Genomic DNA, 18,841 nt, shown 5'->3' with positions numbered 1-18,841 from the left:
ATTACTCAGACCAGGTCGCGTGGCTCGCCGGTGCCCATGTAGGACGCGAGGTTGTGGTGCAGGTTCACGATGGTGCGTTCGCGGTACGGATTCGGCTTGGGTCCGGAGAATCCGCGGGATTTCATGCCCTGCTGGACCGCGGCCATATTGTCGAAATCCTGCGGGAGTACGGTGCGCCAGCCCTCGTCGCCGACCGGGGTGTAGATCCACTCGGTCTTCGGTTCCTCGCCGTGCGGGAACAGTTCGAACACCGAAGCTTCGAAGATGCACTTGTCCGGATCGAAGCCGTAGGGCCGGAATCGGTAGCACAGCATATTGTTCGGCGCGTGGCCGATCTGGAAGTTGGGGAAGATCTGCCACGAGGTGCCGCTCTTGGCCACGATCTCGGGATCGACGGTCGGCCAGATCACCCCGCGTTCGGCGTCCTCGCGACGGCAGGTCTCCAGCCAGTACCGCAGCACCTCACCGGGCGCGGTGCCCTCGGGCAGCTCCTCGGCCAGCCGATTGGCCACGGCCACCATGGATTCGGTGGTGTTGGTGTTGGCGTTCTCCCAGGTGAAGTTCTGCAGTTGCGCGGTGGACAGCCGCGCGTCCGCGCCACTGCCGATGCGCAGCTTGCCCTGGTTCTCCTCCATACCCTTCGGCGCGTCGTAGCCGATATTGCTGTGCTTGCCCTGCGCGCGTCCCCAGCCCAGGAAGTCGCCGAAATTCATGAATTCCGGATGGGTGTAGGGCACGTGGTAGGTCTCCATGAACGCCTCGAAGGCGACCTTCCAGTTGCAGTCGAAGGTCAGCCAGCGCCGCCACCGGTACCGCATGTTCTCCAGATGGAACGGATCCAGCAGGGAGGCAGCGGGTTCCAGGTAGTCGCGCAGTGGTTCCGCATCCGGATCCAGGGTGATCCAGACCCAGCCGCCCCAGGTGTCCAGGCGGACCTGGTTCAGGCCGTCGTTGCGGTCGGACAGGCCGCACGGCCAGTCCCCGCGCTCGGGCACGAAGGTGTTGTTGCCCTGCAGGTCGTATCGCCAGCCGTGGAATCCGCAGACGAACTGTTTGCGGCTGCCGCGAGCGTCGTGCGCGCCGGGCGGGGTGTCGACCAGGCGGCGGCCGCGATGCGCGCAGACGTTGTGGTACGCGCGAATGGTGTCCTCGGCGGTGCGCACGACGATCACCGAATCGTCGAGGATCTCGTAGGTGAGGAAATCGCCCACCCGGGGCAACTCCTCCACCCGGCACACCTGCTGCCACACCTTGGCCCACAGCCGATCCCCTTCGGCGCGAGCGTATTCCGGGGAGATGTACGCCTCCACGCCGATCGTCATCGGGGTGGAGAGCGCTTCGGCTGTCGTCTCGGTCATGGTTCACTCCTCGTGATGGCCGCGCGGAACGATTCGTCCTTCAGGAACAGGGAGGTGTTGTCGGCGCCCAGATGGGTCCACTTGAGATTCAGGCCGCCGTCCACGAGCAGGGTCTGTCCGGTCACGTAGCCGGACAATTCGGAGAGCAGGAACAGGATCGCGCCGGCCTGCTCCCGGGGCGTGCCGCGCCGGCCCATGGCGATGGCGCGGCGGTCGCGTTCGGGATCGGTGTCGACGTAGGTGCCCGAGGCGGGTGTTTCGGTAACGCCGGGCGCGACCGCGTTGATCCGGATGTCGTCCAGCGCGAGTTCGACCGCCATCGTCCGGGTGGCCGCGACCAGCGCGGCTTTCGCTGTGCCGTAAGCGATGTGGAACGGCGCGGTGTTCATCCCGCTGATCGAGGAGACCGAGACGATCGAGCCGGGCAGCGAGTGCGATTTCAGTTCCGCCGCGACGGCCTGGCTGAAGAAGAACATCGTCTCGAGGTTCTGGGTGAACAGTGCCTGCCAGTCCGAGCGGGTGACCCGGGTCGCGGGCATCCAGGTGCTCGGTGCGGCTCCGCCGGCGACGTTGACCAGGCCGTAGAGCTGGCCGTCGGTCGCGCGGGCGCGCTGCATGACCGTCGCGATGCCCTCCTCGGTGGACGCGTCGGCTGCCACAGAGATGACCGGAAGCCCCTCGGAGGCAAGGGGTTCGACGTGTTTCGCGAGGTTCTCCGGCGAGCGGCCGACGGCCAGGACGGTGGCTCCGGCCTGGGCGACCAGGCGGGTCACGGCGGTGCCGATGCCGCCGCCGCCCGCGCCGGAGACGATGACGATGCGGCCGTCGAGGCCGAAGAATTCGTTGGTCATCGGGCTCACTCCGTGTACCGCAGCGCCAGCACGCTGCCCTCGGCGTCCGCGGACAGATAGATCGTGCCGTCGGGTCCGGCGGCGATCCCCGCGAACGGGCCCATCGGACCGGAGAACGGGGGCGTGCCCAGCAGTGGTTTGGGCACCACTCCCGGCGGAGCGCCGAGCGGAAGATCCGCCGCGATCGTCTCGCGTTCGCCGGTGACCAGATCGACGCCGATCAGGGCGTTGAGCCCGACGTCGACGATGAGCAATCGGTTGCCGCGCACCAGGATTCCCTGCGGGGTGTTCAGACCGTCCACCACGGTGCCCACCCGGCTGCCGATCGAGACGACCCGTCCGGCGCCGGATTCGGAGACCAGGGTCGTCCCGTCCGGCCCGAATGCGACGCCCATCGGATCCCGCAGGCCGGAGGCGAGCACATCGGCCCCGCCCGCCCGGACCGACAACACCCGGCCGGTGCCGAGTTCCGCGGCGACGATGGCGCGGTCGGGGGTGGCGGCGATGCCGTACAGCTGGTCGAATCCCTCCGCCACCACCTCGGTCTCCGGCTCGGGATGCAGCCGGTAGTAGGCGATCTGCCCGCCGGAGGTGGCGCACAGGAACTCTCCCGGGCCCACGGCGCTGACGCCGCGGACGTATCCGGGCGTGCCGGCGCTGAAAAGCGATGCGACCACGCGCAATTCGCCATCGCGCAGGACGTAGAAGAAGGTGCCGTCGGCCACGTAGAGATTGCCCTCGGCATCGACGGTCAGATCCAGCGGCCACATCAGGCCGCCGTCGAGCACGGTCTTGGTTGCTCCGTCGGACAGGATCTCGGTGATCTCGCCGCAGAAGTTCGAGACGAACAGCCGGTCGCCGACGAACGTGCAGTTGTCCAGGCCGGGCGCGAGCTGCGCCAGGACGCGGCGTTCGCCGGTGCGCGGGTCGATGCGCAGCACTTCGCCGGTCGCTACCTGGGTGGAGACGATACGTCCCGCGGAATCGAATTTGACCGAGTCGGGCGTGCCGAGATCGCCTGCGACACGCTCGGGTTCACCGCCGTCCGGATCGATGCGCCAGATGTCGTTGGAGCCCATGACCGGGTAATAGAGCAGGCCGTCGGGGCCGACCTCCATGGCGTTGGGCATCACCAGGTTGTCCTGCAGGATGCGCGGTGCGCTGCCGTCGAGCGGGAGTTCCATCAGGCGCCCGCCGATCCGGCACTCGTTGACGAACAGGCGGCCGTTGTGCACGGTGATCCCGTTGGCGCCGGGCAGATCCGCGCGGATCACCCGGGTGCTGCCGTCGGTGTTGCGCACGCTGACCCGCGCGTCCATGTACTCGGTGGCGATGAGGTTGCCGCCGGGATCGAAGGCCAGGTCGTCGGGGGCGATGATGTCGCTGCCCTTGGCACTGACGGTTTCGAGATCGCCCGTGGTCACGTCCAGGGCGCTGATCTGGCTGCCCGCGACCTGGGCGACGTAGACGCGGCCATCGGGTCCGGTGCGTAATCCGTTGGCGCCGAACAGTCGGCTCGGCGCAGTGAGCCGTCGCAGGCTCCATCCGTCGGCGAGGGTAACCGGAGTGGTGCTGCTGTAGCGCGCCCCCATGGTCACGGCGGGGCCTCCCATGCTGAAGAGAACGTCGGTGTCTGTCCGAAGGTGGCTGCGGACCCGGCCGAATCGGCGGTCGTGACGCACGCCACTTTGCGTGGGGCTACGCTACTTCAATCCTCTTAAGGATAGCAATACTTGAAGGGGTGTTTTTCCGGGACTACACTGCCCGGCGCTGTGACGAGGATGGCGGGCGGCGTGGCCCGGACCGCTTCGGGCCCGGATGGGTTGCGGCCGTGCGAAAGCCTGCTCGGTGGGGAGGCATCGACGATGTGCGACGTGCGTGGGTCGGCCCGGGCGCGGTGGCGGTTCCGCGGGTACGCCGAAACCGCGTGCCGGACAGCTCATGGTGTCCGTGTGTGAAAGCGTCTGCGGAGCAGCGTGATTCGTGCCGGTCGGGCGGCTCGCGTCAGCTCAGACGCGCGGGCCCCGGCTCGACTGGATCGCCTGCCGGGCCAGGTCGGAGGTGGCGTTGACGATGCCGTTGTCGAAACGCTCCAGGACCAGCGCCTGGGTGGCGGTGAGGTGGGCGCGGTAGAGGCGCTCGGCGGCCTCGGCGCGGCCCGCGGCGATCTCCTCGAGCAAGCGGCGGTGCGTGCGGACCGACTCCTGGGACTCGGAGGGGGAGGGATATTCACCGCGTTTGGTGAGTACCTCGGCCCATGCCTCCTCCTGGGAGGACCACAGGGCGACCAGGCTGCTGACCACGTACCGGATTGTCGCGTTCGGGGTGAACGAGACGATGAGATCGTGGAAGTCCCGGGCGGTGTGGGTGAACGGCAGGCCCTCGCCGATCAGCTCCGCGGATGACTCGATACTGGCCTCGAGTGCCGGGACGATCACCTCGGCGCGGTCCTCGCGACGGGCGCATTCGGCCGCGCACAACGGTTCGAGCGTGCGCAGTCCGGCGGCCAGATCGCCCAGGGTGACCCGGGCGCCCTGCAGGGCCAGACCCAGGTGGTACGCGGCGGAGGACTCGTCGGGACGATGCACCTCCGCGCCCCCGACATTGCCGCGCCGGACCGTGACCAGGCCCTCGGTCTCGAGTATGCGCAGCGCCTCGCGGATCGAGGGGTAGCTGACGCCGAAATCCTGCACCAGCTGGTCCTGGGTGGGCAGGCGGTAGTCGTCGTCGCCGGACAGGATGCGGGTGCGCAGTTCCGCGGCGACGGTCTCGGCGATGCGTCGTTGTGGGATCCGGCCGCGCCGTGCGTTGGTCATGCTGCTCCACCCGTGCACGGGCATGTGTCGGACATGCCTGTTCCGTGCGCTTGACCTGCCCGTATCGGTGCGTTCACGCGTGCGAGTTTACCCAGGGGTCTGTGACCGTTCAAATATTGCTATCCTTATGAGGATTGAAGTACTGTCCGATTCATGGACTTCACGATGGGTGAGGCCGCCGCCGAACTCCGCGGCGAACTGCGTCGGCTGATCGCAGCGGAGGTTCCGCCGGACTTTCTCGGCGCGTTCACCGACGATCCCGCGGATCTCGCAGTCGCCCAGCGCTTTTCCCGCACACTCGCCGAGCGCGGACTGCTGTGTGCGGCATGGCCGGGCGAATTCGGTGGGCGCGGCGCCTCGATATGGGAACAGACCGTGGTGCGCGAGGAGATGTGGGCCCATCACGAGCCCCGCGGCGCGCAATACATGGGCGTGAACTGGGTCGGCCCGACGATCATGCGGCACGGCACGCCCGAACAGCAGCGCAAACATCTGCCGCCGATCGCGCGTGGCGAGGTGATCTGGTGTCAGGGGTTCAGCGAGCCCGACTCCGGTTCGGACCTGGCCTCGCTGCGGACCACCGCGCGCCGGGACGGTGACGGCTGGCGCATCTCCGGGCAGAAGATCTGGACTTCGTACGCGGGTATGGCGAAGTGGTGCTTCCTGCTGGCGCGGACCTCGCGGGAGGATCGAAAACAGCAGGGGCTCACTGTATTCCTGCTGCCGATGTCCGATCCGGGGATCGAGGTCCGGCCGATCCGGTCGATGCTGGGGCCGCATCATCTCAACGAGGTCTTCTTCGACGGCGTGCGCGCCACCGAGGCCGATGTGCTCGGCACCGTGGGCGGCGGATGGCCGGTGGTGCAGGAGGTGTTGGCCTTCGAACGCGTCGGGATCGCCCGCTACGCCCGCTGTGAACGGCTGCTACAGGCCGCTCCCGAAGTGCTTGGCGAGAGCTGGGATGCGCTGCCCGCCGCACTGCGCGGACGATGGGCGCGCATGCTGACGCACTGCCGCCGCGCCCGCCTGCTCGCGTATCACGTGGTGTCACTCCAGGATTCCGGACGGGTCACCCCGGGCGACGCGGCCGCCTACCGCATCGCGGTCACCCGCCTGGATCAGGACAGCGGCGGCGTGCTCACCGATATCGCCGCCTTCGTCACCGGCGAGGCCGCGGCGCAGCGACGATTCCGCCGAGCGGTGGCCGATCACGCTCGCTACTCCCACGCCGCCACCGTCGCCTCCGGCAGCATCGAGATCCAGCGGATCCTGCTGGCGCGGTCGTTGCTCGCGGCCAACCACAGGAAGCGGGATGCGGCGTGAACGCAGAACATGATGCCGGTTGCCCGAGTGTGCTGCGTGCGGTGGAGCGTGTGCGATGAACATCGAATTATGTTCCGAAGCCCAGGAATTCGGCGTGCAGGCGGGGCGGGCGCTGACCGCGGCCGGTGGGGACGAGCTGGTTCAGCGGGCCGAGCAGGACCCGGAGGTTCGGCGCAGCGTCGTGGCCGAGGTACTCGGCGGGCTCGGGGCGTGGGATCTCGCGCCCCGCCGGGATGTGGTCGAGCTGGAAGCTGCTGCGGCGCTGTGCCGTAGTGCCGGATATCTGGCTGTTCCGTATCCGGTGGCCGAACGGCTGGCGCGGCCCGAGGAATCGGGGGTCGACGGGCTGTTGGTGGTCTCGGAGGTGCGGCCTGCCGCGCCCGTGGCGGATCTGGATCTGCGCTGGGCGGCGGTGACGGTCGACGGCGTGCGGCGGAATGTCGCTGTGCGGCCGAGTGATTCGTCGCCGCGGACCTCGATGTTCGTGGCCGAATTGGAGGTCGGCGCACCGATCGAGGGTGTCGGCGAAACGGCCGATCCCGCCTTGGCGCTGGTGCTGCCGTGCTGGACGTTGCTGGGCATGTTGGACCGGGCGGTGGATCTGGCACGGGCGCACGTGCTGGTGCGAGAGCAGTTCGGGCAGCCGCTGGCGCAGTTCCAGGGGGTGCAGTTCCAGCTCACCGATGCCGAGGTGGAGCGGCGCGGGGTGGAGATGCTCGCGCGATATGCCTTGTGGAGCATAGGGTCCGGCGATCCGGCGGCGCTCGCGGATGCGTTGTCCTTGCGCCTGGCCGCGCTCGAGGCCGCCGATACGGTCTTCCGGGTTGCGCATCAGCTGCACGGGGCGCTGGGGTTCTGCGATGAATCGCCGCTGTCCTGGGTCTCGCGGTACAGCCAGCCGATTCGGCGGCTGCCGTTCGGGCGCACGACCACCGAGGAACTGCTCGGTGATGGGCTGGGGCGGCGCGGATTGAGCGGGCTGTTCTCGGATCCGATGGGGGTCTGAACCGGATGCGTGAGGAATTGCATTACGACCTGCCCGGTGAGCTGGAAGTCCGGTGCGACGGTCCGGTACGCACGGTGGTGCTGAACCGGCCGGACGAATTCAATGCCGTCGACGTGACTCTGCATCGTGCGCTCGCCACCGTCTGGCGGCAGCTGGCCGCCGATACCGAGGCGCGGGTGGTGATCCTGACCGGGGCGGGCCGGGCGTTCAGTGCGGGCGGCGATCTGGACTGGATCACCTCGTTCCTCACCGATCCGGTCGCGCGGGACGAGAGTATTCGCGAGGGCGCGCAGATCATCGAGGAGATGCTGCGGTTCCCGCTGCCGGTGATCGCCGCGGTCAACGGGCCCGCCGTGGGTTTGGGCGCGAGTATCGCCGTGCTGTGTGATGTCGTGCTGATGTCCGAGCGGGGTCATCTGGCCGATCCGCACGTCGCGGTGGGACTGGTCGCCGGTGACGGCGGCGCGGCGTTCTGGCCGTTGCTGACTCCGATTCTGCGGTCGCGCGAATACCTGTACACCGGCGACCGCATCGATGCCGCCACCGCCGTCCAGCTCGGCCTGGCCACCCGGGTCGTCCCGCCGGAGGATCTGCTCGACGAAGCGCACCGCCTCGCCCTGCGCCTGGCCGCGCAACCGCCCGAGGCGCTGTGCAGCACGAAACGCGTTGTGAACATGTATCTTTCGCAGGCCCTCGCCGGGCCGATGCAGGCCGGTTTCGCCGCCGAGGTCGTCACCATGCAGTCTCCGGAGCACCGCGAACGTCTGCAAGCATTGCGGGACAGGACGAGAAGCCGATGACGTCGTGGGATGCGGGTGTTCCGACGGGAATCGGTGTTGCGTGCGGCGATTCGGAGAGAAGGTGTACTCGATGACCGGGGAGCAGCACCTGCGGGAGTTTCGTGCCGAGGTGCGGGACTGGTGCCGGGCCGAGATCCCCCCGGGGTGGCGGGCCGCGCAGACGGGGGCCTCGGATGCGGAGTTCGTTGCGTTTCAACAGGAGTGGTTTCAGCGGTTGCGGGGCGCCGGGTTCGCGGTGCCGCACTGGCCCGCCGAGTGGGGCGGCGGGATGCCGGTGGGGGAGCAGATCGTGCTGTATCAGGAGTTGGCGGCGCATGACGCGCCGCGATTGGTGCTGGCGTTCGTGGCGATCCACCATGCGGCGGCGACGCTGCTGGCCGCCGGGACGCCGCAGCAGCGGCAGCGGCATCTGCCCGCCATTCTGGACGGCGAGATCTGGGTGCAGGGGTTCTCCGAACCCGCGGCGGGATCGGATCTGGCCGCATTGGCCACCACGGCCCGGCGCGAGGGGGAGGACTACATCGTGACCGGGCAGAAGGTGTGGGCCAGCGGCGCGCAGTTCGCGGACTGGTGCCTGCTGCTCGCGCGCACCGATCCGGATGCGCCCAAGCGGCACGGTATTTCGTACTTCCTGCTGGATATGCGGACGCCGGGCATCGATGTGCGGCCGATCCGGCAGGCCACCGGCGAGTCGCATTTCTGTGAGATTTTCCTCGACCGGGTGCGCATCCCGGCCGGCGGCTTGATCGGAGCGCCGAACGCCGGATGGCAGGTGGCGCAGCAGACGCTCGGGGCCGAGCGCGGACTGACCATGCTGGAGCTGGCCGAGCGACTGGGTAACGCCGGATTCCGTTGGCTGGTGCAGGCGTGCCCGTCCGGGGATCCGGTCCTGCTCGATCGGCTAGCCGGATTCGAGACCGGGATCGCCGGACTGCGGCTGCTGTGCCGAGATCTGGTGGAACGACACGAATCCGGGACCGCGGGCCCGGCCGATGCCTCCATCGTCAAGCTGTACTACAGCGAACTGCTGCAACGGATGACCGATTTCGGAACCGAACTCGGGGGAGTGCAGGCCCACACGGTGCTGCACAAGCCACGATCGGGCGGCTGGGAGTCCGGTGCGTGGGCGCTGGATTTCCTCGGCTCGTGGGAATGGACGATTCCCGGCGGTACCAGCGAGATTCAGCGCACCATCATCGGGGAGCGCGGCCTGGGCCTGCCCCGGGAACCGAGCGGGGCACGATGACCGGAACAGTCGGGGACACCGTGGACTTCACCGAGATACACGATGAATTGCGTTCGGTGGCAAGGGATGTACTCGCCTCGCGCGATGCGGCGGAACTCACCTCCGGCAGGCTCGCGGATCTGGGGTGGCTGGGTCTGGAGATATCGGACGAATTGGGCGGTGCGGGAGCGAGTTTCGCCGAGACCGCGATCGTGCTCGAGGAGTTCGGACGCGCGGTGGCCGGGGGATACCTCGGGGCCGCGCTCGGCGCGGGAGCCTGTGGTCTGCTCGCCGAGACGGCGGATCACGAAAATCTGCTGCGCACACTGGCCTCGGGCGAGACGATGACGGCCGTGGCGCTGGACACGGTGCCCGACGACAGCGCCGGCGCGCCGTCGCCATTTCACCTGCGCACCGCGTCCGGCGGTCTGTTGCTCTCCGGCCGTGCGGAATTCGTGCCGGATGCCATGACGGCGGATCGGATACTGCTGGTGGCCGATGATCCACACGGCGTGCCGGTCATCGTCGCGGTCGATCCGCACGAACTGGTGTGTGCCGACCAGCCGGTGCTGGACGAGACCAGATCATTCGGCATCGTGACCGCCGATGACGTTGCGGCGCCGCCGGATTCTGTCTGGCGATTCGCCGGTGAGCCGGAAGTCGCTGTGCGGAGCCTGCGCGATCGCGCCGCGCTGTCGATCGCCTGTGACAGCCTGGGCCTTTCCGTCGCGATGCTGGATGCCACGACCGCCTACGTGAGCGTTCGCGAACAGTTCGGCCGCCCGGTCGGATCCTTCCAGGCGGTCAAACACGCTTGCGCCGATATGCTCGTGCGGATCACCATCGCCCGGCATCTGGTCGCCGATGCGGTGCGGCAGGTAGCCGACGCGGATCCCGACGCCTGGGTCGCCGTCTCGATGGCGAAGTCGCACAGTTGCGCCGCCGCGGTCGACATCGCCGGTGTGGCAATGCAATTGCACGGCGGCATCGGTTACACCTGGGAGAGCGGCATCCATCGCTATCACAAACGCGCCATGCTCAACCGGGCGCTGTTCGGCTCTCCGGCGGCGCACCGCCGCAGGTTGGCCGGGCGGTACGGCAATACGGACGGATAGGGAGACTCGGGGCGCAGCCGAGTCTTCGGTTTTCCGGCGACCGACCAGTGCGGTATTTAAACTCTCTCCAAAAGAGAATACAATTTTCAGGAGTGAGATGGCTACCTTTGTCCTGGTGCACGGCGGCGGACACGGCGGCTGGTGCTATCGGTACGTGCGGGAACTGCTTCAGCAGGCCGGTCACGAGGTGTATGCGCCGACGTTGTCCGGGCTGGCCGAGCGCGCCCATCTGCGCACGGCGGGAATAGGTCTGGAGACCCACATTCAGGATGTGGCCGCGCTGCTGCACTACGAGGATCTGCGTGAGGTGATCCTGGTGGGGCACAGTTACGGCGGCATGGTGATCACCGGCGCGGCCGACCGCGCCGTGGAGCGCATCGGCCGGATCGTCTATCTGGACGCGGCGAATCCGGTGAACGGTCAGTCACTGGTCGACGTCGCCGGGCCGATCATCGAGTCCACCCGTCCCATGGGCGAGACCGTCGACGGAGTGGAACTGGTCCTGCTGCCCGCGCCGGAGGCCCCGCTGTTCTACGGGGTCACCGATCCGCAGGATTCGGCCTGGATGGCCGAGCGGCTGACCGCGCATCCGTGGCAGTGCTTCGAGGACCCGCTCGACCTGCGCAATCAGGATGCGCTGTGGGCGCTGCCGCAGTATCACATCGTGTGCACCTCGACCCTGGCCACCCGCGATCCGGAGTTGGTCGCGAAGGCGCGGGCGCACGGGCGGCTGTGGGATATCGATACCGGCCACGACCTGATGATCACCGAACCGCAGGCCGTCACCGACGCGCTGCTGGAGATCGCGGCGTACTGAGGCCGGTATCACTGCGCGGCAGACGGATTCGCCTCCTGCGACAGTCGCCGGGCGGCCAGTGCGCGCAGATCGCTGGATTTGATCTTGGCGCTACCGGTCAGGGCGATATCCGTCTCGTCGAAGAACAGCACGTGCCGAGGCACCTTGTAGCTGGCCAGCCGTTCGCGCAGATGGGCGCGGATGGCTTCGGCCTCCGGTGTCGCGCCCTCGTGCGGGACCAGGCAGGCCACCACCACCTCGCCCAGGGTGTCGTGCGGAACACCCACCGTGCGAGCGACTTTCACGCCGGGATAGCCGATCAGCGCCTCGTCCACCTCGAGTGGTGAGACGTTCGCGCCACCGGTCTTGATGATGTCGGTCAGGCGACCCTCCCAGAACAGCCTGCCGGTCGCGTCGAGATGCCCGCCGTCACCGGTGTGGAAGTAGCCGTCCGCGTCGAGGGCCTCCGACAGCGGTGTGCCGAGGTAGCCGAGCATGAGAGTCGGTCCCTTGACGCAGATTTCGCCGGATTCGCCGCGCGCGGTGACCGCATCGGTGATCGGATCGACGATCTTCACCGTCACGCCGGGCAGCGCGACGCCGCTGCTGCCCGCGTGCACCTGCTCCGGAGTGTCGGCCGGGTAACAGGTTGTGATGGTGAAGGTTTCGGTGTTGCCGTAGGCGCGTCCGGGTTCGTACCAGATCGTGGACACGGTCGGGTGGTGGGCGATCGGGGTGTGGTAGTCCACGAAGCGCATGGCGCTCAGATCCACGGTGTCCCAGTTGGGTGCGGCTTCGAGCTGGGCCCACTGATGCGGCCACGCGCCCGGGAAGTTCACCCGCTCGGCCTGCATCAGCTCCAGAGCCGCGGGGGCGTCGAAGATCGGTTGCAGCACCAGGGATCCGCCCGCGGCCAGGGTCGAGCCGAGGGCCTGCGCGAAGTTCCCGGACCAGAAGAATCCGTTGGCCACCCAGGCGCGCACGTCGTCCTCGGGACCGAAGCCGAACAGCCGCCGGAACCGCCACATCTGGATGGTCACCCCGCGATGCGCGCTGAGCACGCCCTTGGGGGCGCTGGTGGATCCGGAGGAGAAGAACAGCACGCCGGTGTCACTCGGCCGGGTGGAGGCGGCGGTCGCCTCGATCAGCTCGCGGGGTTCGCTGCGGCCGCGGGCCAGGAAGGTGTCCCAGGTGTCGATCGCGGCGGTGGGCAGCGCCGGTCCGAGCATGGCGACCCGGCGCAGGAACGGATAGCGCGCCGACCGCAGCGGGCCCAGTCCGGCCTGGCCGAGTGCGGGTTCGAGCTCGGCGAGGATCTGCGCGAAATCCCTACTGAGCACCTGTCTTTCGAACAACAGCACCGATACGCCGGACAGCCGCAGCAGCTGATCCAGCTCCGCCGCGGTCGAGAAGGTGCTCAGCGGCACCGCCACGCCACCGGCCAGGCTCGCGCCGAAGACCGCCGCGAGCCATTCGGGACGATTGGTCATCAGCACGCCGACCCGGCTGTCCCGGCCGACACCGCACGCCCGCAGCGCGCGGGCCACCGCCATCGCGCGCTCCCACAGCTCGGTGTACGACCAGCGCACCACGCCGTCGCCACTGTGCCCGGCCACGGCCTCGCGGTCGCCGTACAGCTCGGTGACCTCACGCAGAAAGCCCGGCAGGGTCAGCGCGCCCAGTCCGGGCTCGCTGTCCAGCGGAGGCCCCGAGACGATCGAGATATCCTGTGCGGCAGCGGTATCCACCACTGATCCTTTCCCGCCGCTACAGCGGCAGTTCGACCTCGGCGGTGCTCTTGACCAGCACGCCGCCGTCCTGATTGGTCAGTTGCAGCTTCACCTGGACCAGCGGCACGCCCCACGACGACTGCGGCTCCTTGCCGACGACCTCGGCATCGAAATAGGTGACATCGCCCTCGAAGGCGGGCAGCCGGAAATCGGACTTGATGTGCCGCACCAGACCGTCGATACCCGCCCAGTAGGCCAGGTAGTCGGTGCACCAGCCGCCCATCGTCGCGCCGTAGCCGTACGCGCGGGCCATGCCGACCTTCCCGGCCTTGTCCTGGTCGATATGTCCGCGCGAGGGCCCGACGTACAGTCCGTCCCGTAGCCGCGGATCGATCCGGGCGCCCTCCTCGTCGAAGGCGAAGCCCTCGGTCCAGCCGGGATCCTGGTACACCCACGGATCATCGACGCCCTCGGGGGTGACCCAGTGGAAAGTGCCCCAGATGTTGAACAGGAACGCGCGGTACTCGGTGGTGAAACTCGCGATGCTGTGCGGGCCGATCACCCGGCGCGGCAGGGTGTCCCCGACCTTCACCTCGTCGAAATGCGGTGAGACGCCGAGTCGATTGGAGATCAGCCATTCGGTGCGCAGGCGGCCGACCTCGTCGAGTTCGGCCTCGGTCCAGCGCTTGAGTTCGCCGAGCTGGTTCTCGTACATGCCGCGCTTGTTGGCCTCGGCGGCGAGATAGCGGATGGAGGTGGATCTTTCGAGCGCGACCAGCGCGCCGTGCTGATTGCGGTGGGTGGTGTCGCCGCGCTGGAACATCGTGGGTCCGGCGAAATTCGTCGGCGCCACCTTGTAGTCGTGGAATCGGCGCTCCTGGAACAGTTTGTCGCCCGGCCGCACCGGGCAGCCGTAGAACCACCACTCCTCGCCGCCGAAGATCAGGTGGCTGCCCGGGATCCGGCCCACGCACGCCGGTGCCGCGCCGTGACCGTAATCCAGTGCGACAGCGATGGATTGGGGTGCGACGATGCCGCCGTAGCGGGATTCGCGGGCGAACTCCTGGTCCCAGTGCAGCGGGTTGGGGTAGTCCATCGCCATCACCCAGCGGCGAATGTCCGAGGCGCTGCAGGGTTCCCAGAGTTGTCCGCCGCCGACCGGTTGTCCCACTCGGGGTTCCACGTCGGACAGGTCGAGTTCCACGGCCTCCGGCTCGGCGGATTTGCTCTTACCGGCCTTGCTCGATGAAGTGCTCACTGCTGCTCTACCTTTCTGCCCGGTTCCCCGGGGGCGGCGCGTCCGCGCGGCCCGGGGAACCGGATGTTGCTCTCAGCGATTGACGTCCACGACGATGCGTCCGCGCACCGTGCCGTCGATGAATCTGCTCGCCGCACCGATGGCGTCCGCCAGGGCGATCTCCTCGGTCAGCGATTCCAGCGCGGCGGGGTCCAGATCGCGGGACAGCCGCTCCCACACGGTGATTCGCCGCGGGCGCGGCGCCATCACACTGTCGATGCCCAGCAGGCTGACCCCGCGCAGAATGTGCGGGGCGACCGTCGACGGGAAGTCCATCCCATGCGCCAGGCCGCAGGCCGCGACCGCACCGCCGTAGCGGGTCTGCGCGCAGGCGTTGGCCAGGATCTGGCTGCCCGCGGTGTCCACCACACCGGCCCAGCGTTCCTTCTGTAGCGGTTTGCCGCGCTCGGAGAGTTCGGCGCGGTCCACGACGGTGGTCGCGCCGAGCCGGCGCAGATAGTCGGCCTCGGCGGTTTTGCCGGTCGCCGCGGCCACGGTGAAGCCCGCCGCGGTGAGCAGCGCGATGGCGATACTGCCGACGCCCCCGGTCGCGCCGGTGACCAGCACCTCGCCCTGCTCGGGTCGCACGCCGAAGGAGTGCAGCGCCTCCACGCACAGGCTCGCGGTGTAGCCCGCGGTGCCGATCGCCATCGCCTGACGGCTGCTGAATCCGGACGGCAGCGGCACCAGCCAGTCACCGTTGAGGCGAGCGCGCTGAGCCAGTCCGCCCCAATGCTTCTCGCCCACACCCCAGCCGTTGAGCACCACCCGGTCACCGGCGGAGAATTCGGCGTGGCTGCTCTCGGTGACCACACCGGCCAGGTCGATGCCGGGCACCAGCGGGAAGGTGCGCGCGATCGGGGAGGATCCGGTGATCGCCAGGGCGTCCTTGTAATTCAGCGTCGAGTACTCCACCTCGACGGTGACGTCACCGTCCGGGAGCCGGCTCTCGTCCAGGCTGGTCGCGGAAACCGTCTGCCCGGCATCGGTTTTGTCGATCACGAGTGCGGAAAACATAGGGGGAGAGGTCCTTTCTGGTTGTCGACAGATCTCAGCGTGCGGTCCAGCCGCCGTCCACGACGATCGTCTGGCCGGTGACATAGGCCGCCGCGTCACCGGCGAGCCATACGATGGCCCCGGCGATGTCACCGGCGACCGCCTGCCGGGGCAGGGGGGTGTTGCGGCGCAGATATTCCGCGCCGCGTTCGCTGTCGTAGAGGGAGTCGGTGATCTCACTGCGGAAGAAGCCCGGGGCCACGGTGTTCACCCGGATCGAATGCCGCGCCCACTGCACCGCCAGTTCGGCGGTGAGCCCGGACAGGCCCGCCTTGCTCGCCGCGTAGGACGCCTGCGGAATGCCCGGCACTCCGACGCGCCCGCTGATCGAGGACACGTTCACGATCGAGCCGCGCCCGGCCTCGCACATATGCGGAAATACCTGCTGTGCCAACATTAATGGCGCGATCAGATTGAGATCCATGGTGCGGCGCACATCGGTGAGCGGTTCGGATTCGGCGCGTTCGGCGCCGAATCTGTTGCCCGCGGCGTTGATCAGGATCTCCGGTGGGCCGAGCGCGTCGGCCACCGCGGGCACGAGCTGCCCGATCCCCTCCAGGTCGGACAGATCGCAGGTGATCGCCGCGCCGCCGATATCCTCGGCCAGTTCCGCGAGCCGGTCATGTCGCCGGGCCACCACCGCGACCCGCGCGCCGAGTCCGGCCAGGGCTCGGGCGACCTCCGCGCCCAGGCCCGAGGACGCGCCCGTCACGATCGCCACGCGATCGTGCAGGTCGAACATGCGGGCGGCGGTGTCACCGGGAGGTTCCGGTCCGGCGGCGTTGTCGGCCACGTGCTTACCCAATCGTCAGTAGGGGCGGGGGTGCGGCGACCGGTGGCGGTCGAGCAGTTCGGGCAGCCGGGTGCGCTCGACCTTGCCCATCGCGTTGCGTGGCAGATCCGGTACGGCACACCAGATTTCGGGGACCTTGTAACCGGCCAGCTCGCGCCGGCACAGCGCATCCAGGGCATCGAAATCGAGTGTGGCGCCGGCACTCTGGATCAGGGCCGCGACGCGCTGGCCGAGTCGTTCGTCCGGCACCGGGCACAGGGCGACGGCGGCGACGCTCGGATCGGCGGCGAGGATCCGCTCCACCTCGAGCGGATAGATATTCGCCCCGCCGCGGATGATGACCAGTTTCTTGCGGTCCAGCACCGTCAGCCAGCCGTCGGCGTCGACGGTGCCGATATCGCCGGTCGCGATCGGGCCGGGTTCCGGCGGGCGGATGCTGCCGCTGTCCCAATGGCCCAGGAGCGGCCGCCACTGTCCGGCGTACGGTCCGGTCGTGGTCGCGGTGAGGCACAGTTCGCCGAGTTCCCCGGGCGGAAGTCGCTTGCCTGCATCGTCGTAGGCCGCGACGTCGTACTGCGGGAGCAGTTGCCCGCTCGCCCGGGAACGTCGCTCGTGGCCGACGGGGTCGATCGAGACGACCGCCGGGGCTTCGGTGAGTCCGTATGTGGCTCTGGGGGTTATGCCGTGCGCGGCGGCGAAATCGGCGAACAGGTTCTCGCCTGCGTCACCGCCGCCGCTCCAGACCTCTCGCAGGGAACCGAGATCCAGGTGCGGTCGTCGCGCCAGATCGAAGACCTGCGCGGGTGCGCCGTTCCAGACCGTCACGCGCCGGGTGCTGATCCAGTCCGCGACGCCGTCGACGTCGCGGCGGTCCATGATGACCGCGCAGCCGCCCGCCTGCGCGGTGAGCAGGGTGGACAGCACCATGAGGTTCAGGATGGTCAGGGGGAAGCTGTCGCCCTTGCGTAGCTCCGGTCCCCAGCCGCGGGTCTCGACCAGTGTCGCGCCCGGCAGCAGGAGGTTGTGGTGGCTGTGCACCACGGCTTTCGGGCGTCCCGAGGTGCCGCTGGTGAAGGCGATGGCCGCGGGATCGTGCGGGTCCGGGGTAATCGTCGGGGCCGGGTCGGCGCGGTCGAGCAGGTCGGCCCATCGGGGAGCATCGATGCGGCCGGGAACGTCTGTGCGGCAGCGTTCTCCGGCCAGCAGGACCGTGGGTGCGCAGGTCTCGTGCAGTCCGGTCTGCTCGCTCTCGGACAGCGCCTCGCCGATGCCCGCCCAGATCGCGCCGATGCGCGCGACGCCGTGGAAGGCGGCAACGATGTCCAGGTCATTGGGCAGACAGGCCGCCACGCGGTCGCCCGGACGCACGCCGAGCGACCATAGTGCGCCGGCGGCGCGATCGGCCCGCTCGTTCAGTTCGGCATATGACCAGATGCCCGAGGCCGCCTCGATCGCGGGGGAGTCCGGACGGGTTCGCAATGCGGTGTCCAGCACCCGCGCGATCGTGCCCGGACTGTTGCGCTGGGACGCCGCGCCGGTGCTACTTTCCACGCTCCCTTTGATATCAGTATCTTTACTATCCTTGCAAGGATTAATCCGATACTCTGACAGACGCGCCACCGGGACCGGCCCGCGATAGTCCGTCCCGCCGCGCTGCGCGCTGAGTACCGCTCGGCCGCACCGTCATCCTGCGCCCGCGACACCCTCGATTCCGGCGTCCGTCCGAACGTGGAGGACGCATTTAACGGTTCTCCCGTCTGAAGGCGGGAGATTTCCAGCTCAGACCGCAACCGGACCGTCCACCCGGAGGAGGTGATCCGATTGTCCGACATCCTCGACACCGACGTGGCCCCGTTCTGCCACGGCCGGAATCACTCTGGCAGCGTTCCGGTCCCGACTGTCGGCGTAGCCGCAGTCTGCGCACCGGAAGTCTCTCTCGTGCAGTTCGAGTCGCTTGGTTCTCGCGAAACATCGACTGCACGTCGTTGTCGTGTACGCGGGCCGGATCATCACCACCTTCCGCCCGGCCCGCACGGCACGCTCGACAAGTTCGCGCTTGGCCGCACCGATCGCAGCGTCAGCCGCCTTACGCGCCATGGTCGACTTGGCCAGAAACTTCGGCTTGAAGTCCTCGATGGCGATCAGATCATGTTGGTCGACAACATGTTCGGCCCATACTCGGGAGTCGTGGACGGTTCGCCGGGCGGCTTTCTTCGCCAGTCGGGCGGCTTGTCGCTTGGCGTCGATGTAGCCCCGCGACTGAGGGCGTGCCTTGCGGTGACGCCGGGCCATCGTGCGTTGTGCTTTCGCCAACTTGGCGGCGCATCGCCTGCGGTGACCGAGATGAGGCAAATCGAAGGTTGGGTCGGTGGTCGTCGCCGCGGTGGTCACACCCCAGTCGATCCCGATGCCACCCCGGCCGCGTCGAGGGGCTGTGGTCTGGCGGCGGACGACGAAGGAGGCATACCAATGCCCGAGACTGTTCCTGCTGACGCGGACCGCTCTCGGCTCGGATGGCAATTCTCGCGACCAGACGACCGGGATCGTGATGCCCTTGGGCAGTATCAGACGACTCTCACGAAGCGAGAACGCTCGTTTCGTGTACTCCAACGACGGCAGGGAAGTCCTGCGGGACTTCACCTTCGGGCGACCACCCTTTGACTGTGAAAGAATTT

At 68.4% G+C, this 18,841-nt stretch carries 16 protein-coding genes; 6 read left to right on the top strand and 10 right to left on the bottom strand.

Features of this window, described 5'->3' with window-relative positions; genetic code table 11:
• Nucleotides 1–5: 5 nt before the first annotated feature.
• The 4 genes from ON40_RS22185 to ON40_RS22170 all read right to left on the bottom strand — a co-directional run bounded on the left by ON40_RS22185 (nt 6) and on the right by ON40_RS22170 (nt 5,025).
• The gene (locus ON40_RS22185) at nt 6–1,358 is read right to left on the bottom strand and encodes an aromatic ring-hydroxylating oxygenase subunit alpha (protein WP_040825623.1); all 1,353 of its coding nucleotides are present in this window, start codon (nt 1,356–1,358) and stop codon (nt 6–8) included.
• Nucleotides 1,355–2,209, bottom strand: coding sequence for an SDR family NAD(P)-dependent oxidoreductase (locus ON40_RS22180; RefSeq protein ID WP_040826022.1), 855 nt, complete (start codon nt 2,207–2,209; stop codon nt 1,355–1,357). The genes ON40_RS22185 and ON40_RS22180 overlap by 4 nt, the downstream gene beginning before the upstream one ends.
• A gap of 5 nt (nt 2,210–2,214) precedes the next feature.
• The gene (locus tag ON40_RS22175) at nt 2,215–3,801 is read right to left on the bottom strand and encodes an SMP-30/gluconolactonase/LRE family protein (protein ID WP_085997764.1); all 1,587 of its coding nucleotides are present in this window, start codon (nt 3,799–3,801) and stop codon (nt 2,215–2,217) included.
• 417 nt (nt 3,802–4,218) lie between these two features.
• On the bottom strand, nt 4,219–5,025 hold the full coding sequence (locus ON40_RS22170) for a FadR/GntR family transcriptional regulator (protein WP_040825619.1): 807 nt from the start codon (nt 5,023–5,025) through the stop codon (nt 4,219–4,221).
• Nucleotides 5,026–5,178: 153 nt separating this feature from the next.
• Between ON40_RS22170 and ON40_RS22165 the strand changes: the two genes are divergently transcribed.
• From ON40_RS22165 to ON40_RS22140, 6 genes are all read left to right on the top strand, one after another.
• On the top strand, nt 5,179–6,348 hold the full coding sequence (locus ON40_RS22165; protein ID WP_040825617.1) for an acyl-CoA dehydrogenase family protein: 1,170 nt from the start codon (nt 5,179–5,181) through the stop codon (nt 6,346–6,348).
• Nucleotides 6,349–6,403: 55 nt separating this feature from the next.
• Nucleotides 6,404–7,354 carry an acyl-CoA dehydrogenase family protein gene (locus tag ON40_RS22160; RefSeq protein WP_040825615.1) on the top strand — a complete coding sequence of 317 codons (951 nt, stop codon included), beginning with the start codon at nt 6,404–6,406 and terminating at the stop codon, nt 7,352–7,354.
• A gap of 17 nt (nt 7,355–7,371) precedes the next feature.
• Nucleotides 7,372–8,154: an enoyl-CoA hydratase/isomerase family protein gene (locus ON40_RS22155; protein WP_040826021.1), complete on the top strand. Its 783-nt coding sequence runs from the start codon at nt 7,372–7,374 to the stop codon at nt 8,152–8,154.
• Nucleotides 8,155–8,224: 70 nt separating this feature from the next.
• Nucleotides 8,225–9,400 (top strand): acyl-CoA dehydrogenase family protein, encoded by a 1,176-nt coding sequence (locus ON40_RS22150; protein ID WP_040826020.1) that lies wholly within the window; start codon nt 8,225–8,227, stop codon nt 9,398–9,400.
• Nucleotides 9,397–10,494 carry an acyl-CoA dehydrogenase family protein gene (locus ON40_RS22145; protein ID WP_040825614.1) on the top strand — a complete coding sequence of 366 codons (1,098 nt, stop codon included), beginning with the start codon at nt 9,397–9,399 and terminating at the stop codon, nt 10,492–10,494. Before ON40_RS22150 ends, ON40_RS22145 begins: the two co-directional genes overlap by 4 nt.
• A 97-nt stretch (nt 10,495–10,591) precedes the next feature.
• The gene (locus tag ON40_RS22140) at nt 10,592–11,311 is read left to right on the top strand and encodes an alpha/beta fold hydrolase (protein ID WP_040825612.1); all 720 of its coding nucleotides are present in this window, start codon (nt 10,592–10,594) and stop codon (nt 11,309–11,311) included.
• An 8-nt stretch (nt 11,312–11,319) separates the two neighbouring features.
• Here the strand turns inward: ON40_RS22140 and ON40_RS22135 are convergent, their stop codons facing one another.
• The 6 genes from ON40_RS22135 to ON40_RS22110 all read right to left on the bottom strand — a co-directional run bounded on the left by ON40_RS22135 (nt 11,320) and on the right by ON40_RS22110 (nt 18,806).
• On the bottom strand, nt 11,320–13,038 hold the full coding sequence (locus ON40_RS22135) for a class I adenylate-forming enzyme family protein (protein WP_174435057.1): 1,719 nt from the start codon (nt 13,036–13,038) through the stop codon (nt 11,320–11,322).
• A 19-nt stretch (nt 13,039–13,057) separates the two neighbouring features.
• Nucleotides 13,058–14,278, bottom strand: coding sequence for an FAS1-like dehydratase domain-containing protein (locus ON40_RS22130; RefSeq protein WP_218008833.1), 1,221 nt, complete (start codon nt 14,276–14,278; stop codon nt 13,058–13,060).
• A gap of 72 nt (nt 14,279–14,350) precedes the next feature.
• Entirely contained in the window at nt 14,351–15,334 is a 984-nt protein-coding gene (gene acuI, locus ON40_RS22125) for an acrylyl-CoA reductase (NADPH) (RefSeq protein WP_040825610.1), read from the bottom strand.
• 34 nt (nt 15,335–15,368) lie between these two features.
• Nucleotides 15,369–16,166, bottom strand: coding sequence for an SDR family NAD(P)-dependent oxidoreductase (locus tag ON40_RS22120; protein ID WP_245567929.1), 798 nt, complete (start codon nt 16,164–16,166; stop codon nt 15,369–15,371).
• A 15-nt stretch (nt 16,167–16,181) separates the two neighbouring features.
• Nucleotides 16,182–17,717: a class I adenylate-forming enzyme family protein gene (locus tag ON40_RS22115; protein ID WP_051193398.1), complete on the bottom strand. Its 1,536-nt coding sequence runs from the start codon at nt 17,715–17,717 to the stop codon at nt 16,182–16,184.
• A 228-nt stretch (nt 17,718–17,945) separates the two neighbouring features.
• Nucleotides 17,946–18,806, bottom strand: a complete 861-nt coding sequence (locus ON40_RS22110; RefSeq protein WP_245567928.1) for an RNA-guided endonuclease InsQ/TnpB family protein — start codon at nt 18,804–18,806, stop codon at nt 17,946–17,948.
• Between the last annotated feature and the right edge of the window lie 35 nt (nt 18,807–18,841).

The sequence above is a fragment of the Nocardia jiangxiensis NBRC 101359 genome, from assembly GCF_000308615.1.
Taxonomy (GTDB): Bacteria; Actinomycetota; Actinomycetes; order Mycobacteriales; family Mycobacteriaceae; genus Nocardia; species Nocardia jiangxiensis.
This window is presented reverse-complemented; position numbering and strand designations above follow the sequence as displayed.